Origin of the sequence: Streptomyces fodineus (genome assembly GCF_001735805.1) — a bacterium.
Lineage (GTDB): Bacteria > Actinomycetota > Actinomycetes > Streptomycetales > Streptomycetaceae > Streptomyces > Streptomyces fodineus.
Map to the genome: position 1 here is coordinate 4,813,324 of NZ_CP017248.1, position 24,419 is coordinate 4,837,742.

Below are 24,419 nucleotides of genomic sequence, written 5' to 3' on the forward strand. Positions count from 1 at the left end.
AAGGTAGGGGCGAATGTAGCAATTCGGTACGAATAACACGATCCGATGACCCGTGGGATGATGCGCATCACCCCGAGCCCTGCTGCATCCCGCAGGAAGATGGGGGTAGTCTCAGACGGACTGGATAAGTTACCGCTTAGTAATGTCGCTCGGTTAAGTTCGAGGCCGCCCCAGGAGCCCCAATGCAACTCGCCGCGATCATCGTGTCGCTGGTCCTGATCGTGGTCGGCGTGGCACTGTTCGGCCGCGCCCTCCTCCAGATCTACAACTTCATGCGGCTGGGCCAGCCCGTACCCGCCGCGACGCGGACCAACGACCCCGCACAGCGCACCCTCACCGTGGTCAGGGAGTTCCTCGGCCACACCCGGATGAACCGCTGGGGCATCGTCGGAGTCGCGCACTGGTTCGTGGCGGTGGGCTTCTTCTCCCTGCTGCTGACGATCGTCAACGCGATCGGGCAGCTGTTCCAGGCGGACTGGATCCTGCCGGTCATCGGCGACTGGGCGCCGTACAACGTCTTCGTCGAGTTCATCGGCACGATGACGGTCCTCGGCATCCTCGTCCTGATCGCGATCCGCCAGCTGAGCCACCCGCGCACACCCGGCCGCAAGTCCCGCTTCGCGGGCTCCAACTTCGGCCAGGCGTACTTCGTCGAGAGCGTCATCCTGATCGTCGGCGTCTGCATCTTCATGCTGCACGCCCTCGAAGGCGCCCAGCACCACGTCGACGGCTACGAGGCCTCCTTCTTCATCTCGTACCCGGTCGTGTCGTGGCTGAAGGGCATGGACGTCTCCACGCTCCAGAACCTCACCTACTTCTTCGCCGGCCTGAAGATCGCGACCTCCTTCATCTGGATGATCGTCGTCGCGCTGAAGACCGACATGGGTGTGGCCTGGCACCGCTTCCTGGCGTTCCCGAACATCTTCTTCAAGCGCAACGCCACCGGCGAGACCTCGCTCGGCGCCCTGCTGCCGATGACGTCCGGCGGCAAGCCGATCGACTTCACCGACCCCGGCGAGGACGACGTCTTCGGCGTCTCCCAGGTCGAGCAGTTCTCCTGGAAGGGCCTGCTGGACTTCTCCACCTGCACCGAGTGCGGCCGCTGCCAGTCGCAGTGCCCCGCCTGGAACACCGGCAAGCCGCTCTCCCCGAAGCTGCTGATCATGTCCCTGCGGGACAACGCCCACGCCAAGGCGCCGTACCTGCTGGCCGGCGGCGGCAAGACCGTGGAGGGCGAGGAGAAGGCGTCGGCCGAGGCCCTGAAGGACGTCCCGGCCTCCGCGCTGGCCGAGGCCGAGCGCCCGCTGATCGGCACCGCCGAGGAGAACGGCGTCATCGACCCGGACGTCCTGTGGTCCTGCACCACCTGCGGCGCCTGCGTCGAGCAGTGCCCGGTGGACATCGAGCACGTCGACCACATCGTCGACATGCGCCGCTACCAGGTCATGATCGAATCGGCCTTCCCCTCCGAGGCGGGCACGATGCTGAAGAACCTGGAGAAGAAGGGCAACCCCTGGGGCCTGGCCAAGAAGCAGCGCCTGGAGTGGACCAAGGAGGTCGACTTCGAGGTCCCGGTCGTCGGCAAGGACATCGAGGACCTCACCGAGGTCGAGTACCTGTACTGGGTCGGCTGCGCCGGCGCCCTGGAGGACCGCGCCAAGAAGACCACCAAGGCCTTCGCGGAGCTCCTCCACATCGCGGGCGTGAAGTTCGCGATCATGGGCGGCGACGAGAAGTGCACCGGTGACTCCGCCCGCCGCCTGGGCAACGAGCCCCTGTTCCAGGAGCTCGGCATGGAGAACGTGGCCGCGCTGAACATGGCCTTCGGCGAGGACGACGAGGACGAGTCGACCAAGAAGCCGAAGTCGGCGAAGAAGATCGTCGCCACCTGCCCGCACTGCCTCAACACGATCGGCAACGAGTACCCGCAGCTCGGCGGCGACTACGAGGTCATCCACCACACCCAGCTGCTGCAGCACCTGGTGGACGAGGGCAAGCTGATCCCGGTCACCCCGGTCGAGGGCATCATCACCTACCACGACCCGTGCTACCTGGGCCGCCACAACAAGATCTACACGCCCCCGCGCGAGATCATCGGCAAGGTCCCTGGCCTGCGCAACGAGGAGATGCACCGCCACAAGGAGCGCGGCTTCTGCTGCGGCGCCGGCGGCGCCCGGATGTGGATGGAGGAGCGGATCGGCAAGCGCATCAACAACGAGCGCGTCGACGAGGCCCTCTCCCTCAACCCGGACATCGTCTCGACGGCCTGCCCGTTCTGCCTGGTCATGCTCACGGACTCGGTCAACGGCAAGAAGAACGAGGGCAAGGCGAAGGAGTCCATCCAGGTCGTGGACGTCGCCCAGCTGCTCCTCGACTCCGTCAAGACCCCGGTCGACCCGGCCGGCGAGGCGGAGACCGAGAACGAGCCGGAGCCCGAGCCGGTGAAGTGACAACACCGGTCCCACACGTACGGCGCCCCCTGCAGCGCACAGGCAGGGGGCGCCGTCGTATGCGCGGCACCGGACGGGGACCGCGGGCGTCTTCGGCGAAAGCGCGGCCCCGGCCCCGCCGCCCTGCCATGCTGGGCCCCCGCGCACCGAGAGGACCCCATGCCAACACGCCCCGGCGCCACGGCCGTTGTCGACGAACGGCCCTGGTACGCCGCCAACGAACTCCTGGCGTTCCTGCTCGAGCTCGCCGCGCTCGCGTGCCTGGGCTGGTGGGGATTCACCGTCGGCGCCGGCGCGGCCCTGCATGTCCTGCTCGGCGTGGGAACGCCCCTGCTGGCGATCGTCCTGTGGGCGCTGTTCGCGGCACCCAGAGCACGGCTGCGACCACGGCTGCCTCTCGTGCTCGTCGTCAAGGCGGTGGTGCTGGGCGGCGGTGCGACGGCCCTGTACGGCGTAGGACACCCGGTCACCGCCGCGGCCATGGCGGTCGTAGTGGTCGCGAACACAGCCCTGGCCGAAACCTTCCGCCGCACCCCGCCGGCCGAGCCCGCCGCGTAACCGGCTGGAGAGCGGCGGATCCGTTCCACCACCCGAACCGACCCACGCAGGTCAGAGCCCTGCCGCGGGCGGCGGACGGGGAACGGATCCGCCCCCTCGCCTAAGCCCCCTTCGGGCCGGCCTGCTGCACCACCTCGAAGGACCACAGGGTGGAGCCGGAGGCGGCCGGCTTCGGCCGCTCGGCGCCCTCCCCGCCTCCCTGGTGCGCGGCCTTCATCGGGCCCTCCATCCACGCCTGGAAGGACTCCTCGTCACGCCAGCGGGTGTAGACGAGGTAGGTGTCGGTGCCCTCGACGGGGCGCAGCAGCTCGAACCACTCGAAGCCGTCGGAGTTCTCCACCGCGTGGGCGCGGGAGGCGAACCGCTTCTCCAGCACCTCCCGCTGCTCGGCGGGCACGGTCAGCACATTGATTTTTACTACGCTAGGCACATGACACCTCTCGTCAAACGGGGCCCCGACTGGACCCCTGATCTGGACCATGTGCGCGCAGTGTCCTACATCCGACAGTCAAGGAAGCGTGAGGACGACTCCGCGTCGTCCCCCGAAGCACAGCGGACCAAGTGCGAGGCGCTGATCACGGCCAAGGGTTGGGACAACGCCGGTCACTTCGCCGACGTGGGAAAATCCGGCTGGGACCCCAAAGTGGTCCGCCCCGCGTTCGAAGAGATGATGTCCGCCGTTCGCGCCGGACACGTAGACGCAGTGGTTGTCTTCTCGCTGTCCCGGCTCACCCGACAGGGCGCCCTCGAAGCGATGCTGATCAACGAGGAACTTGCCAAATACGGCGTACTGCTCGTCAGCGTCGAAGAGCCCTACTTGGACACGTCTACTCCCATGGGCGTTGCGATCTTCGGCCTCATCGCTGCGCTGGCTCAGCAAGAGTCAGACCTGAAGTCGGCGTACATCACGGCGACCAAAGAGACCCTGCGCGCTGCTGGCTCCCATGTGTCCGGCATGGCCCCGTACGGCTTCCAGTCAAGCCGTGAGCCGCGGGGGGACCTGGTGGTGGTCAAGCTGGTCCCGGACCCGGCAGAGGCACCGCACGTGCGCCAGATGGTCGAGTGGGCGTTGTCCGGCGTAGCCGCGTCTGCCATTGCCCGCAGGCTGAACACAGACGGCGTGCGGACCAAAGCGGCGGACATGACAGCGCGCGTGGCCGCCCGGCGGGGCAGGGGCATAAGTGAGCCGCTGGAGCGCACTGCGTGGGTGTCCTCGACCGTGCTGCGCATCCTGCGTGACCCTCGCCTTGCTGGCTATGCCGCCGAACGCCAGGGCACCAAGCGAGTCATTTTGCGTGACGCCTCCGGCGCCCCCTTGGTAGCACATGAGGGCATCGTTCCCGCTGACGACTGGTGGCGCCTTCAGGACGTTCTAGACGGCCGTACGCCGCAGGTTGTTAGGCAGGCTGGCCGGTCTGTGCCGTCGCTGCTCGGTGGGGCAGGGATGCTGTTCTGCGGGGTGTGCGGATCGTCCATGGTGACCGACCGACGCAACGGCAAGCAGCTCTACCGGTGCAACCGTGCCCAGTCCGGCGCTGTGCCGGGACATGGTGGCCTGGCCATCAACATGGAGGCCGCCGACGATGTGGTCGCCCGCACCGTGTGGTCGCGCCTGACTGCGCTGGACCCCGAGGACCGTGAAGACCTGGAATGGCTTGGGGAGGCAGCGCGCCGATTCGCTGCCCAGGCAGACACGGGCGAACGGCAGGCCGAACTAGCCGCCGCACGGGCCGAGTTGGAGCACGTACGGGAAGCCCTCCGCACGCTGTACGCCGACCGACAAGCAGGGCTGTACGCCGGGGCGACCGGCACGGCCATGTTCGCTGAATCCGTCGAGCGGCTGACTGCCCATGAGGCTCGCGTGAGTGAGCGCGTAGCGGAGCTGGGGCGGGATGAGAGCGGCACCGTGGTCATCCCCTCGGAGTGGACGGCCTCGGAGGGTGACCCCATCGGGCCGGAATCGACGTGGGGCAGTTGGGACCTGGAGCAGCGACGTAGCTTCCTGGCTTTCTTCCTCGACCGCATCACCATCGCTAAGTCCGTCGGCCGTGGCCGGAACGCGAACACGGAGGATCGGGTGACTGTGCACTGGGCAGAAGCACCAGCCAAGTAGGCGCCTGAGCGCCCTCTGAGCCCCGTTCGTGCTCCCTGGTGGGATTGCCCGGGCGGGGCTTCTCGTGCCCGCAGACAGCCGGCGTGCTGGGAACCCTTGCGCTCCCTAGAGGTGCATGGTGCGTCGGCGTAGATGACGGCAGTGACGAATCCGCTCGACTCATCAACGCGCTGACCTGCGGAAATGACGAAGGTGACGTTCAAGGCGTCACTTCGGCATTGCGCTACAGCGAGTGATTATTTTCATGTCTCTCTATTCACCTGTTCATGCTCTGACCTGCGGGAATGGAGTAGGTTGATCTCCCCATTTGACCGTCAGCAAGTCACCTGATCAGGCGCTCACCTGCGAGACAGCACGGATCAGCCATAGCAACGAGGAGTTACCCGCGTGCCCAAGTACATAGAGAACGCTCGCGCCCGTGCAGCGCTCGCCGTCGCCGCACAGCATGCCGACAAGGCCCGTGACCCGCTTCCATTCGTATGGACGGGGGCGAGCTGGACGACGCCGGGCGGGGAGTGGCGTGATCTGCCGCTGATCCGCAAGGGGATGGGCGAGTGGTTGGCGGACGTGACTGCTGGGCTCCGCAGGCACTACGCGCCTGCCCTGGAGGCGACGGAACGGCGTGAGGAACTGGAGCGTAGAGCGAAATTCGTTGAGGCGGGCATGACGTCCGCAGAAGCGGGAGCGCAGGAAGCCGTTCGCGAGCAAGCCGCATCGCTCCGCCGTGACGCTGCCGCTATTGAGACGCCCCCGGCCCCGTTCACACTGGAGACCCTTCACGCCCTGGACTCCGTGGCTTCCGAGATGCTGTCGGCTTCCGATGCCCGCGCGACTCAACTCCTTTCGTTGGCTTCACAGTTCGAGGCGTTCCGGGCTCCGATGCGTGATCCTGTCGCGTGGGTCAAGCGCCTGGGGGTCGCGCCGCACAGCGTGCACGTGCGCACCTCTGCCGTCTGGGAAGCGTTCGCGACGGCCGAACCGGTGTTGGCTCGCACTCTGGGCACAGTGGCTGGCAAGCGCGCCTTGTTCGCCGCCATGGACAAGCGCTTTGGCGCGCGCCGGAAGCTCTCGGGATACGAGGGTTGGCGCGGCGTGGCACTGCCGGAGGTTCAGGCCAGCGCGTGACCCGCGTTGCTGTGCGTGACCTTCTGCGAGCGTCTCACAATCGATGGTTATTGAGATGGCCACCCAAGGCGGCCCGATGGGCGCTTTCGGTGTTCAAAACCCGTCTCAGAACACGCCTGAAAGGGTTGATGTTTTGAGACGGGTTATGAGACGATCTCGGTATGGCGACGACGAAGAGCACCGGAACCTTGATCGGCTACCAGCGGGTCAGCACCAACGCGCAGGATGCGCAGCTTCAGGCGGACGCTCTCGCTGAGGCAGGGTGCGCCCGCATCTTCGAGGACAAGGCGTCCGGCAAGAACGCCGACCGTGCCGGGCTGCTCGCTGCTCTCGACTACATGCGTGAGGGCGACACCCTCACCGTGTGGAAGCTGGACCGGTTGGGCCGTTCCACGAAGGACGTGCTCACGATCGCTGAGGATCTGCACGCCCGGGGGGTCGCGCTTCGGATTCTGACGGGCACGCTGGCCGGTAGCTACTCCCCGAGGGGTGAGGGCAAGTTCTTCTTCACGATGATGGTCGCCTTTGCTGAGCTTGAGCGAGACATGATCGTTGAGCGCACCCGAGCGGGTCTGGACGCTGCCAAGGCTCAGGGTCGGACTGGTGGGCGGCCCACTGTCATGGATGCTGACAAGCTCGCTGCGGCCAAGGCTCTCAAGGCCAAGGGAGAGAGCGTCACGGCCATTGCCAAGGCGCTTAAGGTGTCCCGCGCAACGCTGTACCGGGCGCTTGCCGACACGGAGTGACCCGGCCCGACTTGAGAGACCGCCTACCCGATGTGGTGGACGGTCTTTCTCATGTCTGGATACCGGGGGTGGGTCAATCTCTGAGCCAAGGGGCTCCGTGGACCCAGCCCCCACGGAAACGCGCATCGCTGCGAAATCGGGACCCGGGGGTCTGCCCAGATCAGATCGTTAACCTGCCCCTATCAACGTGCCTGATTTGGATAGGGAGTACCATCCTCGGTCGCAACAACCGCCTCGATTGAAAGCTGTGCTTCGACGCGGAGCATGGGCCAGGGAGTAGCGTCCTGAGCAGACCCTCCCTTAAGAAGCATGTGGCGAACGTAGGCACCCACAAGGAATCCACGCTCGGCAAGCCGGCTGATGTACTGCTGAATTGTCTTCTCTGCGTCACGATTCTCTCGGACACTTACAAGCTCCGGGGCTATGTCGAGAAAGTCTCGCAGTAGATCCATGAATTCGATAATCAAGTCTTCATCGTCGTCATGCAGGTTGTCTGGCATGGCGAACTCAAACGTGACGCTCTCCTTGATCATGTTCCAGAGCGGATTGCCGCGCGTGATCAGCTTCAGCGCCCTAGGCTGCGGAAACCCCGGATCAGGGACTAGCCTCATGCGTCCTGAATCAGCGTCTGCCAGGGACCGTACCCATGTTTCGTGGTCTGCTTTGATCTGGCGTAGCCGCTCCACCGTGAAATATTCCGGCTGGTCATCCACGCGCTTGTGATCCTTGCTGCACAAGAGGATCAAGTTCGCATAACCGTCGATCAGTTCTTCGGCCAAACCTCCTGCCCGAGGGCCGCCCTTCGATCGCGCGACAATGTGCGCCTCCTCACCGAAAACAGAAGGGTCATCCGAGGCAGTACCAGGCGTGATCACTTGCTCTTTGCAGATGGCGCACCAACCACCAGACCGAATCCAGAGAATCTTTCGAGTCTTATCGGAGATACTCACGGTTGAACCTCGCATCGAAATCCATGCAGCGTGCCTGCTCGTCAATCTGACTGGCTCAGCCGAGGTAGGGCCGATACCGGTGCTCTGGGTAGTGCGTCAGCCGTCGCCCATCTCTCTAGGCTGCCTGGTGCTCAGCGAGAAGTTCGGCTACTTCGGGCACGTCGGCAAAATCCTGTAACCGGCGGAGAATAACGCGCACCCTCTCCGCTGTCCGTTCGGACGGAATATCAGAAGCCAGGGCGATAACCCTCTCTGCCACGACTGCCGCCTCTTCAGGCTCGTTCGCATCGGCTAGCGCCACAGCTAGCCATGAGAGATACAGCGCCATTTCTCGGGTATGCGTGGCGTCGTATTCGCTGAGGACGCCCCGGAGCAACGGCACGGCACGGAGGGGGCGATGCAGCTCCGTGTATACGCGCGATTCCATGACCCGGAGTTCCCCAGCGTCGACCCAATACAGGTAGGCAGGTGATTCCATTCCCGCGCTGTCCTCGCTGAGCGCTTGCCCAGCCTCCCCTAGTGCGCGCATGGCCCGTTGGCCGTTCTCGATTCCCCCGGATTTCGTATGGGCCCACGCAACCCGGTCGAGATACAGCGCGCGCGCTTTCGGCGGAGCATCGGCACCCGCGTCATTGAGCGCGGCTTGCGCCAGCGTCAAACCCTCAGATTCCCGCCCTGTGTTGCTGAGTTGGTAGGCCAGCGAGCCGGCGATGTTCCCGGCAAGCGTGTGATCCTCCGCCTGTCTCGCCGCGCTGATTCCTAGCCGGTAGATCCGCTCAGCTTCCGCATGCTGTCCTGCGTCGCTGGCAATCCATCCCGCGATTTGGGCTAACTCGCCAATCTGGCGCAACAGGGCTCGCCCTACTTCGCTGCCGTGGCTGTTTTCACGGTAGAGCTTCACAGCGCGCCGTAAATCCCGCAGCGCAGGGCGGATTAGGTCACCCCCCGCTAGGACGTCATCGGCGAGCCGTAGGCCGTGCACCCGCTTCTGTAGGTCATCCACGGTGCCCATGCCGATGCGCCCTGAGCGCTCCTCTAGCGGGCTAAGCGGGTCCCCTTCGGGCAGGAAGTCAGCCAGGGTCGGCAAAGGGGGCTCAGCGGGGCTCTGAGGCGCCCTGAGCACTTCCACGGACACACCCAGGGCGGCAGCGAGGAACGGCAGCCATTCGCGGGGTGTTCGCTTTCCGGTCTCCCATCGGCTGACTTCCTGCCGTCCGACTGGATCACCAATCACCCCCGCTGCCCGGCAGACCTCATGCGCTAACCGTGCCTGACTCCACTCGCGCTCTTCGCGTAGGCGCCGGATGTTGGCCCCGATGTCACTGCCCATGTGCCGATTCTGGCCGACATCTGGCCTACAGGTGGCCGCTAGTTCTAGATCCACTTCGGGCGGAACCTGGGCGGTATGACTGAGCCAAGGAGTTATCCCGGCGCTCCGGTCCAACTCCCGCTGAGGGAACCGAGGTTGGAGCCGACACCGGTTGAGGGATGCGCCGGTTGCGCCGAACTTGCGAGGGTCCGGAGTTGGGCCCGCGCGGGCAATGATCAGACGACTGTCACGGACTGCAATGTCTTGATGGCCAGGCACCCCGACGGGCACTGATGGCGACGGCCCCGGAGCGACCGGCTAGCCGCTCTCGCCCAATCCGCCGACCAGCCAGTCCCCTTCGCGCTGGACGGACGGGCGGCCAGCCCCCTTGGTCCCTGTGGAAGTACGGCGACCTCTGCGGGTGCTGCACTGGCCACGGCGAAATCTGGTGCGATGGCTGCTGCGGATTTGGCGGTTGCCAGTGTTGCGGCTGGACGGAAAAGCGGCCTTGCCCCCTCTGTGTGGGCGGGGATGCTGAGCCAGTCTGCTGGTAGGGGGCCAGCGGGTCCCGTGGCTTGCATCGCCGCAGGTCAATGCTATGTGCTTACCTTGACAGTTTCACTGATCTTCACAACGCTCATGGCACCATCCTGGCCCACCACGCCCCCGAGCCGGCGGCGCCCCGGGGTGTCGCCGCGAGTCGAACACGCGCATGATCGCCTGGCGTGACGGGCGGGACCGGTGAGGCGGACGGTACGGGTGCGGCGGACCGACACGGAGAGCCGGCGTGAGAACCGGCGGGGGAACCGGGAAGCGGCCGCGCCACCGCCGTGAACGCGGCGGTCCCCTCCTCCCCCCCGTTCGACGCCGTACCCCGCCAACTCCGTGGACTGAGCGCCCGTTTCGGCGAGTGGGGCCGGACCGTACGGGACGGCCGGGCGGGAAACCGGGGGAAATCCCTGATGAGCCCCTGGTCGAGGCGCTGACGGTCCCTTAGGGGATGTCACAGGTCGGCCGCAAAGCCGGGCCTGGACGCCCGGGCCCGGCACGTCACTCTCCGGGACCAGGTACGTTCGATGACGTGGCTGGATTCAGGATCGGACGCGGGGGCCGGGACAACCGCACCCCCCAAGGACAGCAGGCGCCGCAGGGACCGTCGTACGGCCGGCCCGGAGCGTCGCACGGGCAGCCCTCGGGGCCCTCGTACGGCTACCCGCAGGCGCCGCAGCAGTCGTACCCACAGCCGGGACAGCGGTCGTACCCGCAGGGCCAGCCGTACGGCCGGCCGGACCGGTCCTACGGACACCCGGGCCCGGCCGACGACGGCCCGGAGTACTTCGGGGACGACGGCGGCTACCCGGGCGGCGCCGCGGGGCACGACCCGTACGCGGCCAACAACCCGGGCCACACCCAGGCGTTCTCTGTCGACGAGGCCGCCGGCTACACCCAGGGCGCGACCTACCACGCCGGCTCGGCCGCCGCACCCGCCGCCCCGCTCGGCCCGCCGCTGCACTGGAAGGAGCTGCTGAAGGGGATCGTCTTCTCCCCCAACCAGACCTTCCTGCGCATGCGGGACTACACGATGTGGACCCCGGCGCTCATCACCACGTTCCTCTACGGCCTGCTCGCCGTCTTCGGCTTCGACGGCGCCCGCAAGGACGCGATCAGCGCGACGCTGTCCAACGCGGTGCCGATCGTGCTGATCACGGCGGTCGTGATGGTGTTCGGCCTGTTCATCCTGGGCGTGGTCACCCACACCCTGGCCCGCCAGCTCGGCGGCGACGGCGCCTGGCAGCCGACGGTCGGCCTGTCCATGCTGATCACGGCCCTCACGGACGCACCGCGTCTGCTGGTCGCCATGTTCGTCGGCGGCGACGCGACCTTCGTCCAGCTGCTCGGCTGGGCCACCTGGGTCGGCGCGGGCGCCCTGCTGACCCTGATGGTCTCCCGCTCCCACGACCTGCCCTGGCCGAAGGCGCTGGGGGCGTCGGCGATCCAGCTGATCGCGCTGCTGTCGATAGTGAAGCTGGGCACGTTCTAGCCGTCTTCGCGCCCGCTTGTGTGCACAGGAAAGGGCCCCCGGCGCTGCGGCCGGGGGCCCTTCACGTGCCCGGTGATGCCCGGTGACGCCCGGTGTCGCCCGGCGCGCTCAGGCGTCGAGCACCTGCCCGGCCCGCTTCACGACGGGCGGTTCGACGCTCCACGGGAAGTTGATCCATTCGTCGGTGCGCTTCCAGACGTACTCGCACTTCACGAGGGAGTGGGACTTCTCATAGATCACCGCGGAGCGCACCTCGGCGACGGTGTCGAGGCAGAAGTCGCGCACGAGCTTCAGCGTCTTGCCGGTGTCCGCGACGTCGTCGGTGATCAGCACCTTCTTGTCGGAGAAGTCGATGACGTTGGGGACGGGCGCCAGCATGACCGGCATCTCCAGGGTCGTCCCCACGCCCGTGTAGAACTCGACGTTCACCAGATGGATGTTCTTGCAGTCGAGGGCGTAGGCCAGCCCGCCCGCGACGAACACCCCGCCCCGGGCGATGCTGAGCACGACGTCCGGCTCGTACCCGTCGTCGGCGATGGTCTGCGCCAGCTCACGGATGGCGGCGCCGAAGCGCTCGTAGGTCAGGTTCTCCCGTACGTCACTCATGCTGCAGTGGTCCTCACACCTGGGTCCGATGGAAATTGACGTAGGACCGCGAGGCGGTGGGCCCGCGCTGCCCCTGGTACCGGGAGCCGTAGCGCTCGCTGCCGTACGGGGACTCGGCGGGCGAGGTCAGCCGGAACATGCACAGCTGCCCGATCTTCATCCCCGGCCAGAGCTTGATGGGAAGCGTGGCGAGATTGGACAGCTCCAGCGTCACATGCCCGCTGAACCCGGGGTCGATGAACCCGGCGGTGGAGTGGGTGACCAGCCCGAGCCGGCCGAGCGAGGACTTCCCCTCGAGCCGAGAGGCAAGATCGTCGGGCAGCGTGATGACCTCGTACGTGGAGGCGAGCACGAACTCCCCGGGGTGCAGGATGAACGGCTCGTCGCCCTCCGGCTCGACCAGCCTGGTCAGGTCGGGCTGCTCGACCGAGGGGTCGATGTGCGGGTAGCGGTGGTTCTCGAACACCCGGAAATAACGGTCCAGCCGTACGTCGATGCTCGACGGCTGCACCATGGATTCGTCGTAGGGATCGATCCGTACCCGCCCGGCGTCGATCTCGGCCCGGATGTCCTTGTCTGAGAGAAGCACGTAGCGAGGATACGCAAGGCGCGCGGAGCCGTGACAATCGTGATGACCCCGCGCGCCCGGTAACTGTTCGTGTCGTTTCTGCTACCGCTTCATCCGTCAGCGCCTCTTCGGCTAGCGCTTCTCCAGGGCGACCGGCACCACACTGCGGAGCCGGGCACACCGGGGACACCTCATGAGCCGGCCGGGGCCGAGCCGGTCGGCCCGCTGCATCGGGAACGAAGCGGTGCTGAAGACGTGCCCGTCCGCACAGCGGACGACGGTGCGTTCCATCAAGTCCCTTAAGTCCCTTCCCCAAGAGCCTCGTCGGGCGTACCGCCCTGACGACAAAAGCCACATTACGGGATCAAAGAGACGACTCTCCAGGCGGCACTCCGGCCTCCCCCGCCGCCTCCGCCAGGCCCCCACGGTACGCCCCAACTCACCCCGCCCGCAGCCGGATCCCACCCCTGAAACGGACTCAGACCCCCGGGCCTCGGCACCAGGGGTCTGCGATGATGTAGAGTGAGCAAGCGTCCGGACAGGACTCCACGAGGATCATGTCCGTACTTACGCGGGTGTAGTTTAATGGTAGAACATCAGCTTCCCAAGCTGAGAGCGCGAGTTCGATTCTCGTCACCCGCTCCATGAGAAACCCCCAGGTCGGAGACCCGGGGGTTCTTTGTTGTCTAGACCATTTTCGGGGCGTCGTGCCCTCGGTGTGCCCTAAGTCGCGCCAATGCGACACCAGGAGGGATACCGAAGGGCGATTCCCGATGGGACGTCAGCCAATCACCTCGAATAGCGAGACGCATTTTCTGTGACCTGCGCCACTTACAGGCGCCGGGTGGTGAAGTCGTATAGACGAAGCGCCAGTTCGCGCTGGCGTCGGCTGTGGATGAGAGTGACTACCCGGCCTGGTCCTTGAGGCGCGCCGGGGCCAGCCAGCCCTGCAGCCCGCCGACGCCATCGCCGCGAGGTAGATCGCGACCTGGGCAGTGTTCCATCCGCTCGACCAGACGCCGCTGCCTCGGCGACGCCATGCCTGCTCCATCGTGGCTGGTACCGGCTTCCCAGCGGCAGGCCCCAGTGGTCGCAGCGCCCAGGCCGCCGGTGGTGCTGTAGTCGCCGACGTCGGCCAGGAAGCTCGCGGTGCCGATCACTTGCACACCCAGTGTCCTCTCCTGCGTGGCAGCGGTCTTCCCGGCAGGCGGCAGGGCATCGGTCATGGCCGGGAGTCTGCCGCGTGCCCTACCCGTGCGCGGGTGGACGGCGCTCACCGGACGGCGGAGTCACGGCGTTCGATCATGGTGTCGCGGCGGCGGCAGCCGTAACGCCGGACGACACGCGCACAGTCCGCGACGGCGGATCACCGAGCGCGCCGGCTGGTGACGCGGCTCTGTTCCTCATACCTTCTCGGCCAGCACGCGTGGATGCCCGGCGGTGAGCAGACCGATGTCCTCGACATCGGACGTCAGGATCGTCACCCGGCCGGGATGCTGCAGGGCGGTCGCGCACAGCATGGCGTCGATGGCGTACTTGTGACCGTGCAGCCCCGCAGCCCGCAGCAGAGCAGCGGCGGACTGTGCAACCGTCCGGGTTACCGGCTCTACGCGCAGCCGGGACAAGGTCCACTTCAGCGCAGCGTCGTTGATCTTCGGGTGGATGACCTCGACGAGGACTGCGACCGATGTGATGACCGGTAGGTCGGCGCCACGGGCAGCTGTCAGCCACTCGTGCACCTCCCGGTCCCGCTGCACCGCCTTCGCCAGGCCCTCGCTGTCCAGGACCAGGGCACCGCTCATGCGGCCGCCCCGGCATCCGAGGTCCCGCCGGTGAGCCGGGCCCGCTTGGCTGCCACCGCCTCCGGGTCGGCCGGTCCATGCGCCTTGTCGAAGTCGGCGATCAACTCGTCAAGGTTGTCCCGCTCGATCTGCCGCTGCGCCGCCGCCTCCAGGTACGCCGAGACGCCCCGCTTGCCGACCCGCTCACGGATCGCCTGCAGGGTGCCGGCAGTCAGGGTGACGGAGATACCACTGGTGGGCCCGTCACCGGGCAGGAAGTCCACGTCGTCAGCCATGACACCAAGTATGCCATTGAAAATGCCATTGAGAGATGCGATCCCCGGTCCCGCCGCGCAGGTGACCAAGCGCTGAGGGGCGTGGGGCTCCGACTGGGCACTTGGCCAGAGCCCCACTCCCGGTGATTGCGGGGCGGCTCCGCCTCGCGGGTCTGTTGCCGCCCGCACCAGACTCGCGCAGCTGCTGCCGCACCTCGGCGTCGATGCCCTGCGCCAGCTTGCGCTGGTGCTTCGCCGTCGAGTGCTGGTAGATCAGCTGAGCCCGCTCCGAGGACTGGCCGGCGCGGACCATGAGGTCCTTCAGCTTGGCTCCGGTGTCGGCGGCGAGGGTGTTGCCGGTGTGACGGAGGTCGTAGAAGCGGAAGCTGTCCGCCATGCCGACCTTCTTCCTGGCCTTGCGCCACTTCCGGCCGAAGGTCGACCGGCGGAAGGGGGCACCCTTCTCACCGACGAAGAGAAGGCCGTCCGGCTCTTTCTCGGCGAACCATTGCAGGTGGCGGCGCAGCTCGGGGAGCAGGAAGCCGGGCAGGTAGACGGTGCGCTTGCCCGCCCGGGACTTCGGGTCGCCGGTGACCCGCTTGCCGTTGGTGAGCTCCGGGGAAGCCTGCGTGATGGGCAGGGAGCATTCGTCGAGATCGACACTGCGGCGGCGCAGCTCGGCCAGTTCCTCGGGGCGGAGCGAGGCGAACGCGCCAAGCAGGACCATTGGGCGCCAGCGCGGGCCCGTTGCGTCGGCCAGAACGAAGACCTGCTCGATCGTGGCCGTGGGGCGCTCGTCGGCCTCCTCCTTGCCGACGCCCTTGATACGGCACGGGTTGGTTCGCAGGAGGTCGTCGTCGACCGCAGTCTGCAGGATGGCCTTCAGCAGGCGGTACGACTTGGCGACCGTGGTGGCGCCGGTCGCCTTCAGGCGCTCGGCGCGCCAGGTCCGGACGGAGGGCGGAGTGATCTCGTCCAGGTCCTTGCCGCCGAAGGTCGGCAGGAGGTGCAGGCGCAGCAGGCCGTCGTAGCGGTCGACGGTGGTGAGGGCCAGGCCGCGTTCCTCCATCCAACGGAGAGCGTACTTCTCGAAGTTGACCGCGCCGGCATCCGGGTCGCGCCATACGTTGCGCTCGATGTCGGCGTGGACGAGGTTGAGCCAGTCCTGGGCGTCGGACCTGGTCTCGAACGTCGCCGGGGCGGTGTACCGCTGGCCGTCCGGGCCGATGTAGCGGGCCTGCCACCGGCCGGAGGCGAGCTTGCGTACCGTGCCGAACTCGCGCCGCCGCTGCGGGTTGCGTGCCGCCATCAGGCCGCCTTCCCGTAGCGGGCACGGACGCGGCGGACCGGCTCAACGGTGCGCGCCTCGACGTACTCGGCGATCGCGCTTTCCGGGATGCGCACCGGGCGGCCGAGCTTCACGTAGCGGATGCGGCGCTCGGCGATCAGGCGGCGGACGAAGCGCTCGCCTGTACCGAGCATTTCGCCGGCCTCGGCCACTGTCAGGAGGCGGTCAGCCATTCGCGGTCACCTCCGTGGCGGTGCGCTGGGGGTAGGGAAGGGCAGGGGGTATTGCGGATCGGCGCAAGGGCGATACGTCCTTTACTCGGGGAGGCGCTTTCGAGGCAGCGGTTCAGGCCGAGGGCACGCGGGCCTACGCGGCTGGACGGGTCCGAACGCGTGGCCCGGCCTCGTCCCCGAGACGGCGTATGCCAGCTGAGAGCGCGAGTTCGATTCTCGTCACCCGCTCCAGAGAGAAACCCCAGGTCAGTGGCCTGGAGTTTGTTTTTGTCCGGTCAGTCAGCTCCCCGCCGCTCCCTGAAACGGGCGGCGGCTGCGGCGAGATCCACGATCGGGGCGGGGTAGTCCAGGCCCGCCCGGGTGGCTGCGTCGAGGTGAGCGACGCGGTGGACCGCGGTGGCGTCGAGGTGGCGGAGTTCGGGGAGCCAGCGGCGTACGTACTCCCCGCGAGGGTCGTACCGGCGTGCCTGGACGAGTGGGTTGAGGAGCCGGTTCGGGCGGGTGTCCGTGCCGGTCCCGGCGACCCATTGCCAGTTGAGCTGGTTGTTGGCCACATCTCCGTCGACAAGGAGGTCCAGGAAGTGGCGGGCTCCCGCGCGCCAGTCCACGTACAGCGTCTTGGTGAGAAAGCTTGCCGCGAGCAGGCGGGCCCGGCCCGGCATCCAGCCCTCGTGGCGGAGCTGTCGCAGGGCGGCGTCGACGACGGGGTAGCCCGTGCGGCCGTCCTGCCAGGCTTCGAACTCCTTCGTGGCGCGGCGCCAGCGGTCGTGCCGGGGCCGGTAGTCGTGGTCGGCGGCGTCGGGGCGGGCCGCCAGGACCTGGTGGTGGAAGTCCCGCCAGGCGAGCTGACGGACGAAGGCGTGCGCACCGGGACCGTCCTGGGCGCGGACCCGGTGCAGCAGTTCGGTGGGTGAGAGGCAGCCGAAATGCAGGTAGGAGGAGAGCCGGGAGGTCGCGTCGGCGGCCAGGTCGTCGCGCCGGTCGTCGTATGCGGACAGCGGGCCCGCCAGCCATGACCGCAGCCTGCGGCGGGCCTCGGATTCCCCGCCGGCGGGCAGGCCCGGCGAAGTGGAGCCCGACGCGAGGGACTCTGCGCGAGGAAGGCCGGCCGAGCCCACGTCCGGTAGCCGTACGGCGTCCGGTGCGGGCAGGACGCCGCGCACGGAGAAGCTCTCCCATCGGCGGAAGTAGGGGGTGAAGACGGCGAAGTGGTCCTTGCCCGCCGGTGTCAGCGCTCCCGGCGGTACGACCGTCAACGAGGCGTCGTGGACGCGTAGTTCGCGTCGGTCGTCGGCCAGCTCCGCGCGCAGCCGGTCCTCGCGCTGTGCCGCGTAGCGGCTCACCCCGCCCGCGATGTGCACCACGGCGGCCCCGGTCTCCGCAGCCACCCGGCAGGTCTCCTCGACCACGTCGCCGGCGCGCACCACCAGCCGACCGCCCCGAGCCCGCAGGGCCCTGTCGAGATCAGCCAGGCTGTCGGCGAGGAACGCCGCGCGGTTGGGTCCGGCGAAGCCGGTGCGGCGGATGCCGGTGTCGACGACGAAGAGCGGGACCACACGTTCGGCGTCCTTCAGGGCGGCCTGGAGGACCGGGTTGTCGTGCACCCGCAGGTCGGCGGTGAACAGGGCGACCGAGACGCGCACAGTTCCTCGAGCCCTCTCAGGGAGTACGGGCCGGTTCAGGGGTGGCCGATTCGGCCGCGGCGGCGATGTTGCGGGCCATGCCGCCGAAGACCGCGGCGTGGAAGGGTGCCACGCCCCACCAGTAGGCGTGCCCGGCCAGGCCGTGCGGATGGAACAGGGCCCGCTGCCGGTACACCGTGCGCCCCTGTGGATCCCGGTCGACGGCCATCTCCAGCCAGGCCAGGCCCGGCAGCCGCATCTCCGCGCGCAACCGGAGCAGCCGGCCCGGCTCGATCTCCTCCACTCGCCAGAAGTCCAGGCTGTCGCCGACCCGCAGCCGGGTCGCGTCCCGGCGGCCCCGGCGCAGGCCGACACCGCCCACCAGGGTGTCCAGCCAGCCCCGCAAGGACCAGGCCAGCGGCGAGGAGTACCAGCCGTTCTCGCCGCCGATCGCCTCCACCACCCGCCACAGCGCCTGCGGTGACGCCGCGACCGTACGCTCGCGGTGATCCGTGTAGAGGCTCCCGCCCGCCCAGTCGGGGTCAGTGGGCAGCGGGTCGCTGGGGGCGCGCGGAGTCGAGGCGGAGGACCACATGGTGGCCACATCCGCGTCCTGCACGCGCCTCAGAGCCAGCCGGATCGCCCGGTCGAGACCGACCGGTCCCTCCGGCGGGTCCGGCACGTAACGGACGATCTCCCGCTCGGCGCAGACCACCTCGTGCCTCAGCGACTCGACCAGCGGGCGGGCGAGAGCGCCCGGCACCGGGGTGACCAGACCGACCCAGAGGCTGGACAGCCGGGGGGTGAGCAGGGGAACGGGGAGGATGAGGCGTTTCGGCAGCGCGGCGACGACGGCGTACCGCCGCATCATCTCCTCGTACGTGACGATGTCCGGTCCGCCGATGTCGAAGGCGCGGTTCACGTCGTACGGCAGCCTCGCGCATCCCACGAGGAAGCGGAGCACGTCGCGGACGGCGATGGGCTGGATGCGGGTGCGCACCCAGCTCGGGGTCACCATCACGGGCAGCCGCTCGGTCAGATATCGCAGCATCTCGAACGAGGCCGAACCCGACCCGATGATCACGGCTGCCCGCAGTACGGCGGTCGGCACGCCCGAGGCCAGGAGGATGCGACCCACTTCGGCGCGGGACCGCAGATGAGGTGACAGTGCGTGCTCGGGTACTCCGGAAGGGCTCAGACCGCCGAGGTAGACGATCCGGCGGATTCCGGCGGCACGCGCCTGCTCACCGAAGACCCTGGCCGCGCGCCGGTCGGTCTCCTCGAAGCCCCGACCGGTACCCAGGGCGTGCACCAGGTAGTACGCGACGTCCATGCCCTCCATGGCCGCGCGCACGGCCCTCTCGTCCGTCACGTCCCCACGCACGGCCTCCGCCCGGCCGGCCCACGGATGGTCCCGCAGCTTGCCGGGGGCGCGGGCCAGGCAGCGCACGGAATGCCCGGCGGCGAGCAGCTCCGGCACCAGCCTGCCGCCGATGTATCCGGTGGCGCCGGTGACCAGACAGCGCAGCGGCCGGTCGTCGTCGGTCATGCCGGTCGCACGCATGTCTGACGCGTGCGCCTTGTCCGGCGACGGCCGGCGGACCGAGGCGCAGGAAACGTCATGGCTCTCATGTCCTCCTGGGAGGTGCCTTCTGATGCGCCCCGTCGCTGTTCCCTGAACCCATGCTTGGGGCCGCGGACGAACACCGCAACCTCGCCGTCCCGGGCCGGAGGGTGATCACAACGGGTTCGGCGCACGCCTGGGTGCCAACCCGTCCCGGGGCGCCCCGGTGCCGGCCCCGCCGTCATGCACCGAGGTGGGTGAGGACGGCGAAGACGGGGGTACGGCAGGGACGTGCCCTATCCGTGCCCGTAAGTGCGGACAACCACGGTCAACCATGGGCGCCCGCCCGCAGCATTGATCTTCATCCGTGGGGAAGTCCAGTGGCGGGCGTGGTACGCGGTGAGCTGCAGGGACGGGAGCAGCCATCAGCCGTTCGCCGTGCCTCGCTCCGCGGCGGACGGGAAGCGGTCAGGGCGGAAAAAGATATCTGTGGCTCTTCGCGGCAACCTTTTCGGCCTCTGGGACCACTCAGCGTTGTCCGGCCAAGTGGTCCGGTCAGATGCAACGGCTGAAAGAGAGCACAGGCATGTCCCTGGAACGAGAGCACAGACATGTCCCCGGCCCACCCACGTCATCGGTGGCGTCCCGCGACGGCGGCCGCCGTGCCGACGGCGGCGCCCGCGGTGGTCGCCCGAAGCATCGTGGCCGTCGGTTGCTCGCGCGTCGGGGTTTCTGGGCGGGCCTCGTCATGGTTGTCGCGGCCGGCTCGGCTGTCGTGGTCAGCCAGGCTTCGGCGCAGCAAACCCTGGATCTGAAGAAGTGGTACGTGCTGGTCAACCGCAACAGCGGCAAGGTGCTGGACGACCGCGCTTTCGCCACGAACGACGGCGCGGCGGTGGTGCAGTGGGCGCGCCACGGCGGGGCCAACCAGCAGTGGCGGTTCATCGACGCGGGTGACGGGTACTACCGGCTGCAGAACCGGAACTCCGGCAAGGTGCTGGACGACCTCGGCTGGTCGAAGACCGCCGGCTCCGCCATCGTGCAGTGGAAAGACCTGAACGGCACCAACCAGCAGTTCAAACTGGCCAAGTCGCCGGACGGCTACGTGCGTTTGGTCAATCGCTTCAGCGGCATGGCTGTCGATGTCCGCAACGCCGCCAAGGCCGACGGGGGCGACGTCGTCCAGAACCGCGACCGGGGCGGCGCCGATCAGCAGTGGCAACTCGTCCCGGCCGGGAGTACGGGCAGCGCCAGTACGCCCACCGCGCCGGGCGGCAGCGTTCCCACCAGCCAGGCTCCGAGCGGCTCGCACCCGTCGCCGCCGTCGTCTCCCGAGGCTGGTGGCGGCAGCTCGACGACACGTTTCATGGGCAGTGGCACGGTGCTTATCGGCGGCTCGATGTCTGACGCCTCGGCGGCCGCCGCGCCGTTCGACGTGCGGTACGCCTATGTGCACAGCCAGCCCGCGCCCTCGTCGGACTACTACTCGGCAGCACGCTGCCACGACGCGTGGTCGAGCTGGTGGGGCTGCTGGAACGGCAGCACCACGGCGCCCGGAACTTACGTGACCTGGCGGGACACCGTGGCGGCCCACGCGACGTACAAGGGCAGCCCGCGTCCGCAGAAGATGCTCTGGACCTGGTACTCGTTGCGCGACCTCGGGGATGCGGCAGGGCAGGGCGACGGTCCGGGCGAGGTCGTGGCCATCAACCGGCTTGACCTGCTCACCCGGTACATGAACGACTACCGTTTCTTCCTCCAGAAGATCGGCACCTCGCACGACATGATCGACCTCGAACCCGACTTCTGGGGCTACGTCCGGTCGCTCGGCGATCCGCACAAGGTTGCCGCGCAGGTCTCGGCCGCGAATCCGACGGATTGCGGATCCCAGGAGAACAGCGCCGCCGGACTCTCCCGCTGCCTGATCTCGATGGCGCACAAGTACGCGCCGAACACCGCCGTGGGCCTCCACCTCACCTGCTGGGACTGGCAGAACAACACCCAGGGATGTGTCAAGGACTACGCGACCCTCGGGGCACAGAACGCCGACTTCCTGGTCACCGACGTGTCGGACCGCGACGCAGGCTGGTACGCACAGCCGGCCCACGGCGGCCGTGACACCTTCTGGACCGACCAGAAGGCCGCTGACTCGCTGAGGTTCTACAAGACGATGGCCGAGTCCGTGGGCAAGCCGGTGGTCCTGTGGCAGATCCCCGTGGGCAACATGGCGCAGAACAACACCCTCAACCATTACAAGGACGACAAGGTGGACTGGTTCTTCGGACACATGGACCAGGTCGCGAACGCCCATGTCGCCGGGCTGCTGTTCGGTCCAGGGCAGCAGGAACAGACAACGGCCGAAACCGACGGCGGAAACCTGATCAACAAGACCATCGCCTACCACAACTCAGGTGGCACAGCGCTCAAGTAGGCGAAGGCACGAATGCGCCCCCATCTCCCCGATGGGGGCGCGTTTGTCATCTTCGTCGGGCGGAGGACTTCTCGGTCGGCGCCGGCCATTGCCGCCGTCGGTGCGGGCGTCGATCGAGGCGGCCTTGGCGCAGGGGATGAACCCCAGCCGACGCACGGCTGGGGTTCCTCGAGGCGGTGAGTATCGGTCAGCGGGTGGAGGTGCACACGCCGTAGTCCGCTCGTCTACGCGCCGGTGCACCGCACCCGATCGCGATCACCGTGGATCAGGCGGGTCAGCGCTGCAGGGTGAGGACACCCGGTCGCCACGGCAGTCGGTCGTAGGGGCCGGTCGCGGTGGGGGACTTGCCCTGGTAGAGGAACTGCAGGTTGCAGGGGTCGATGGTCATGGTCTGGTCGGGGTTGGTGCGGACCAGGTCGCCGTGGCTGATGTCGTTGGTCCAGGTGGCACCGCTGTTGGCCTTGCCGGCGAAGGGGTTGCTCTCGCTGGCGGCCTGCGGGGTCCAGGAACCACTCAGGCTGGTGGCGGTGAACGAGCGGAAGTAGCGCTGCTCGTTCGCGCCCCGAGCCTCGACGATCATGAGGTACTGGTTCTGCCCCTGGACCTTGTAGACCTGCGGTGCCTCGAACAGGTTCTTCACCGTGTCGCTCATGACCGTCGTGTAGGACGAGCCGAAGTTGCCCGGGAAGTTCCCGATCGGCATGCTCGCCCGGTAGATCTTGCCGTTGTCACCGGCGAAGAACAGGTAGATGTTCTGGTCGTCGGCGATCAGTGTCTGGTCGATCGGGCCGGTGGGGGATTCAGTCTTGGGGATGCTGCCGGTGAACAGCGGCTGCGGCGCGGACCAGCCGCCCGGGTTGGTGGGGTCGCTGGACGTGCGGTAGACGAAGGGCGACGCGCCCCACTGGGATGCCAGCACCCAGATCTTCTTGGGTGCGAAGTAGAACAGCGTGGGCGCCACCGCGGACTGGCGCATCCCGGTCTGGCCGGCCGACGCCATGTCCGACCAGTTCGTGAAGGGCTTGAACATCATCGAGCCGTACGACGATCCCGACACGCTCGACGCGTAGACCAGGTGCTGGCCGTTGTACACCACGTCGGTGAAGTCCTTCATCGCGTCCCACCCGTTCGCCGGCTGCGCCAGCGCACCCGTCGACGACCACCGGTACGTCGACGGAAGAGCACACGTGCCGCCCGTCGGCGCGGGCGTCGAAGTTCTTAGGTTCCAGTGCTGGTGGGCGCCGCCGCCCGAGTCCCAGATCTGGACGGGAGTGCCGTTGGCGGTCCGACCGCCGGGGATCTCCAGCGCCCGGCCGCTGGCGACGTTGGTCAGCGTGTAGGAGCCGTCACTGTTGCGGCCGGCCCGCCAGTGCTGGTTGGCGCCGCCGCCCGAGTCCCAGACCTGCATCCTCGTCCCGTTGCCCGTCTGGTTGCCCGGCTCCTCCAGGACCCGGCCGCTGGCGACGTTGGTCAGCGTGTAGGAGCCGTCGCTGTTCCGGCCGGCCCGCCACTGCTGGTTGGAGGCACCACTGGCGTCCCACACCTGGAGCGGGGTGCCGTTGCCGTTGTATCCCGCGGGCTCGTCGAGCACGCGTCCGGCGGCCACGTCGGAGAGCGTGTAGACGGTGCCGGAGGTGATGCCCCCGCCCGGCGTGCCGCCGCCGCTGCCGCCGCCCAGGGCGGTGAGTACCGCGTTGTAGGCGGGCTTCTTGTTGCCGCCCGCGTCGAACAGCAGCGGGTTCTCACCGGTGCGCCAGGAGTCGCTGTCGCGGATGCCCCACACCGTGATGCCCGTGCAGTGGGCGACGTTCATGCACGCCTGGACGGCGCCTGCGTACGCCGTCGGCGACGCCTGGGCGATGTCGAGTTCGGTGATCTGGACGTCCACGCCGAGCGCGGCGAACTTGGACAGAGTGGTCTGGTAGCTGGCCGGCGGGCCGCCTGCGCCGAAGTGGCTCTGGAAGCCGACGCAGTCGATCGGTACGCCGCGGGACTTGAAGTCCTTGACCATCGCGTAGACGCCCTGCGTCTTGGCGTCGGACCAGTTCTCGATGTTGTAGTCGTTGTAGCAGAGCTTGGCCGAGGGGTCGGCGGCCCGGGCCGTGCGGAACGCCTCCTCGATGAAGCCGTTGCCCAGCACGTCCTGGAAGACCGAGCCGCGGTGCTGACCACTGCCGCCGTCGGCGAACGCCTCGTTGACCACGTCCCAGGCGTAGATCTTGCCCTTGTAGTGGGTCATCTCGGTGGTGATGTGGTTGTCCATCACGCTGCGCAGGGTGTTGGCGTCGGTGATGGACTTGACCCAGCCGGGCAGTTGGGAGTGCCAGACCAGGGTGTGGCCGCGCATCCGCTGGCCGTGCGCGGAGGCGTGGCCGACGATCGAGTCGGCCGGGCCGAAGTCGAAGGTGCCGCGGGACGGTTCGGTGGTGTCCCACTTCATCTCGTTCTCCGGGGTGATCATGTTGAATTCCCGGTCGAGAATCGTGGAGTACGTCGAGTCGCCGAGCCTGCCCGAGGACACCGCCGTACCGAAGTAGCGGCCGCTGCCGGCCGCCGTAGCGGCCAGGGTCGGCGTGCGGGCATTCGGCGTGTGAGCGGCCTGGGCGACCAGGGGTACGGCAGCACCCGCGGCGGCGAGCACCACGGCGGCGGCGAGCACGCGGCGGGTAGCCGGACGGCGGCGATGAGAGCGGTTCTGATCTGACAACGGCATGTCCTTCTGGCACAACGGGCCTTGATCCGGCCCTGGTTACCCGCCA

The 24,419-nt window shown here is 68.0% G+C and carries 22 protein-coding genes and 1 tRNA gene; 9 read left to right on the plus strand and 14 right to left on the minus strand.

Features of this window, described 5'->3' with window-relative positions:
- The first annotated feature begins 182 nt into the window (after positions 1-182).
- Positions 183-2,450 carry a heterodisulfide reductase-related iron-sulfur binding cluster gene (locus tag BFF78_RS20280; protein ID WP_069779671.1) on the plus strand — a complete coding sequence of 756 codons (2,268 nt, stop codon included), beginning with the start codon at positions 183-185 and terminating at the stop codon, positions 2,448-2,450.
- A 159-nt stretch (positions 2,451-2,609) separates the two neighbouring features.
- Complete coding sequence (locus BFF78_RS20285) at positions 2,610-3,008, plus strand: YrdB family protein (protein WP_069779672.1); 399 nt, start codon at positions 2,610-2,612, stop codon at positions 3,006-3,008.
- Positions 3,009-3,108: 100 nt separating this feature from the next.
- Here the strand turns inward: BFF78_RS20285 and BFF78_RS20290 are convergent, their stop codons facing one another.
- Entirely contained in the window at positions 3,109-3,438 is a 330-nt protein-coding gene (locus tag BFF78_RS20290; protein WP_227025882.1) for an antibiotic biosynthesis monooxygenase family protein, read from the minus strand.
- Here BFF78_RS20290 and BFF78_RS20295 point away from each other — a divergent pair, their 5' ends adjacent.
- From BFF78_RS20295 to BFF78_RS20305, 3 genes are all read left to right on the plus strand, one after another.
- Entirely contained in the window at positions 3,439-5,121 is a 1,683-nt protein-coding gene (locus tag BFF78_RS20295; RefSeq protein ID WP_069779674.1) for a recombinase family protein, read from the plus strand.
- Positions 5,122-5,508: 387 nt separating this feature from the next.
- A complete protein-coding gene (locus BFF78_RS20300) occupies positions 5,509-6,246 on the plus strand; it encodes a hypothetical protein (protein ID WP_069779675.1) in 738 nt (245 codons plus the stop codon).
- Between the two features lie 161 nt (positions 6,247-6,407).
- Complete coding sequence (locus BFF78_RS20305) at positions 6,408-6,992, plus strand: recombinase family protein (RefSeq protein ID WP_069779676.1); 585 nt, start codon at positions 6,408-6,410, stop codon at positions 6,990-6,992.
- Between the two features lie 182 nt (positions 6,993-7,174).
- On the opposite strand, the gene BFF78_RS20310 is transcribed toward BFF78_RS20305, so the two are convergent.
- Both BFF78_RS20310 and BFF78_RS20315 read right to left on the minus strand, forming a co-directional pair.
- A complete protein-coding gene (locus tag BFF78_RS20310) occupies positions 7,175-7,942 on the minus strand; it encodes an HNH endonuclease (protein WP_159033033.1) in 768 nt (255 codons plus the stop codon).
- Between the two features lie 115 nt (positions 7,943-8,057).
- Entirely contained in the window at positions 8,058-9,272 is a 1,215-nt protein-coding gene (locus BFF78_RS20315) for a helix-turn-helix domain-containing protein (protein ID WP_069779678.1), read from the minus strand.
- 75 nt (positions 9,273-9,347) lie between these two features.
- On the opposite strand from BFF78_RS20315, the gene BFF78_RS48305 reads away from it, so the two are divergent.
- Entirely contained in the window at positions 9,348-9,545 is a 198-nt protein-coding gene (locus tag BFF78_RS48305; RefSeq protein ID WP_079161403.1) for a hypothetical protein, read from the plus strand.
- A 706-nt stretch (positions 9,546-10,251) separates the two neighbouring features.
- Complete coding sequence (locus tag BFF78_RS20320; RefSeq protein ID WP_193433502.1) at positions 10,252-11,292, plus strand: Yip1 family protein; 1,041 nt, start codon at positions 10,252-10,254, stop codon at positions 11,290-11,292.
- Between the two features lie 108 nt (positions 11,293-11,400).
- On the opposite strand, the gene BFF78_RS20325 is transcribed toward BFF78_RS20320, so the two are convergent.
- From BFF78_RS20325 to BFF78_RS46930, 3 genes are all read right to left on the minus strand, one after another.
- Complete coding sequence (locus BFF78_RS20325; protein WP_069779680.1) at positions 11,401-11,898, minus strand: phosphoribosyltransferase; 498 nt, start codon at positions 11,896-11,898, stop codon at positions 11,401-11,403.
- Between the two features lie 13 nt (positions 11,899-11,911).
- The gene (gene dcd / locus BFF78_RS20330) at positions 11,912-12,487 is read right to left on the minus strand and encodes a dCTP deaminase (protein WP_069779681.1); all 576 of its coding nucleotides are present in this window, start codon (positions 12,485-12,487) and stop codon (positions 11,912-11,914) included.
- A 111-nt stretch (positions 12,488-12,598) separates the two neighbouring features.
- Positions 12,599-12,757 (minus strand): hypothetical protein, encoded by a 159-nt coding sequence (locus BFF78_RS46930; RefSeq protein WP_165289373.1) that lies wholly within the window; start codon positions 12,755-12,757, stop codon positions 12,599-12,601.
- A 280-nt stretch (positions 12,758-13,037) separates the two neighbouring features.
- Between BFF78_RS46930 and BFF78_RS20335 the strand changes: the two genes are divergently transcribed.
- Positions 13,038-13,111: transfer RNA gene (locus BFF78_RS20335), tRNA-Gly, on the plus strand.
- A gap of 260 nt (positions 13,112-13,371) precedes the next feature.
- Here the strand turns inward: BFF78_RS20335 and BFF78_RS20340 are convergent.
- From BFF78_RS20340 to BFF78_RS20370, 7 genes are all read right to left on the minus strand, one after another.
- Positions 13,372-13,692: a hypothetical protein gene (locus BFF78_RS20340; RefSeq protein ID WP_159033034.1), complete on the minus strand. Its 321-nt coding sequence runs from the start codon at positions 13,690-13,692 to the stop codon at positions 13,372-13,374.
- Between the two features lie 177 nt (positions 13,693-13,869).
- On the minus strand, positions 13,870-14,268 hold the full coding sequence (locus tag BFF78_RS20345; RefSeq protein WP_069779683.1) for a PIN domain-containing protein: 399 nt from the start codon (positions 14,266-14,268) through the stop codon (positions 13,870-13,872).
- Entirely contained in the window at positions 14,265-14,543 is a 279-nt protein-coding gene (locus tag BFF78_RS20350) for a hypothetical protein (RefSeq protein ID WP_069779684.1), read from the minus strand. Before BFF78_RS20350 ends, BFF78_RS20345 begins: the two co-directional genes overlap by 4 nt.
- The gene (locus BFF78_RS20355; RefSeq protein WP_227025883.1) at positions 14,536-15,831 is read right to left on the minus strand and encodes a tyrosine-type recombinase/integrase; all 1,296 of its coding nucleotides are present in this window, start codon (positions 15,829-15,831) and stop codon (positions 14,536-14,538) included. The genes BFF78_RS20350 and BFF78_RS20355 overlap by 8 nt, the downstream gene beginning before the upstream one ends.
- Positions 15,831-16,043 (minus strand): helix-turn-helix domain-containing protein, encoded by a 213-nt coding sequence (locus BFF78_RS20360; RefSeq protein WP_007492203.1) that lies wholly within the window; start codon positions 16,041-16,043, stop codon positions 15,831-15,833. Before BFF78_RS20360 ends, BFF78_RS20355 begins: the two co-directional genes overlap by 1 nt.
- 275 nt (positions 16,044-16,318) lie before the next feature.
- Positions 16,319-17,686 (minus strand): cryptochrome/photolyase family protein, encoded by a 1,368-nt coding sequence (locus BFF78_RS20365; RefSeq protein WP_069779685.1) that lies wholly within the window; start codon positions 17,684-17,686, stop codon positions 16,319-16,321.
- Between the two features lie 16 nt (positions 17,687-17,702).
- Positions 17,703-19,229: an SDR family oxidoreductase gene (locus BFF78_RS20370; RefSeq protein ID WP_227025884.1), complete on the minus strand. Its 1,527-nt coding sequence runs from the start codon at positions 19,227-19,229 to the stop codon at positions 17,703-17,705.
- Between the two features lie 748 nt (positions 19,230-19,977).
- Between BFF78_RS20370 and BFF78_RS20375 the strand changes: the two genes are divergently transcribed.
- Entirely contained in the window at positions 19,978-21,660 is a 1,683-nt protein-coding gene (locus tag BFF78_RS20375) for an RICIN domain-containing protein (RefSeq protein WP_069779686.1), read from the plus strand.
- Between the two features lie 274 nt (positions 21,661-21,934).
- Here the strand turns inward: BFF78_RS20375 and BFF78_RS20380 are convergent, their stop codons facing one another.
- A complete protein-coding gene (locus BFF78_RS20380; RefSeq protein ID WP_069779687.1) occupies positions 21,935-24,373 on the minus strand; it encodes a non-reducing end alpha-L-arabinofuranosidase family hydrolase in 2,439 nt (812 codons plus the stop codon).
- Between the last annotated feature and the right edge of the window lie 46 nt (positions 24,374-24,419).

Coding starts and splice junctions, on each gene's coding strand:
- BFF78_RS46930 (WP_165289373.1), bottom strand. CDS start 12,757: ATGGAACGCACCGTCGTCCGCTGTGCGGACGGGCACGTCTTCAGCACC.
- BFF78_RS20380 (WP_069779687.1), bottom strand. CDS start 24,373: ATGCCGTTGTCAGATCAGAACCGCTCTCATCGCCGCCGTCCGGCTACC.
- BFF78_RS20315 (WP_069779678.1), bottom strand. CDS start 9,272: ATGGGCAGTGACATCGGGGCCAACATCCGGCGCCTACGCGAAGAGCGC.
- BFF78_RS48305 (WP_079161403.1), top strand. CDS start 9,348: ATGACTGAGCCAAGGAGTTATCCCGGCGCTCCGGTCCAACTCCCGCTG.
- BFF78_RS20325 (WP_069779680.1), bottom strand. CDS start 11,898: ATGAGTGACGTACGGGAGAACCTGACCTACGAGCGCTTCGGCGCCGCC.
- BFF78_RS20360 (WP_007492203.1), bottom strand. CDS start 16,043: ATGGCTGACCGCCTCCTGACAGTGGCCGAGGCCGGCGAAATGCTCGGT.
- BFF78_RS20375 (WP_069779686.1), top strand. CDS start 19,978: ATGGTTGTCGCGGCCGGCTCGGCTGTCGTGGTCAGCCAGGCTTCGGCG.
- BFF78_RS20370 (WP_227025884.1), bottom strand. CDS start 19,229: ATGCGTGCGACCGGCATGACCGACGACGACCGGCCGCTGCGCTGTCTG.
- BFF78_RS20350 (WP_069779684.1), bottom strand. CDS start 14,543: ATGGCTGACGACGTGGACTTCCTGCCCGGTGACGGGCCCACCAGTGGT.
- BFF78_RS20355 (WP_227025883.1), bottom strand. CDS start 15,831: ATGGCGGCACGCAACCCGCAGCGGCGGCGCGAGTTCGGCACGGTACGC.
- BFF78_RS20295 (WP_069779674.1), top strand. CDS start 3,439: ATGACACCTCTCGTCAAACGGGGCCCCGACTGGACCCCTGATCTGGAC.
- BFF78_RS20340 (WP_159033034.1), bottom strand. CDS start 13,692: ATGACCGATGCCCTGCCGCCTGCCGGGAAGACCGCTGCCACGCAGGAG.
- BFF78_RS20285 (WP_069779672.1), top strand. CDS start 2,610: ATGCCAACACGCCCCGGCGCCACGGCCGTTGTCGACGAACGGCCCTGG.
- BFF78_RS20345 (WP_069779683.1), bottom strand. CDS start 14,268: ATGAGCGGTGCCCTGGTCCTGGACAGCGAGGGCCTGGCGAAGGCGGTG.
- BFF78_RS20305 (WP_069779676.1), top strand. CDS start 6,408: ATGGCGACGACGAAGAGCACCGGAACCTTGATCGGCTACCAGCGGGTC.
- BFF78_RS20280 (WP_069779671.1), top strand. CDS start 183: ATGCAACTCGCCGCGATCATCGTGTCGCTGGTCCTGATCGTGGTCGGC.
- BFF78_RS20320 (WP_193433502.1), top strand. CDS start 10,252: ATGTCACAGGTCGGCCGCAAAGCCGGGCCTGGACGCCCGGGCCCGGCA.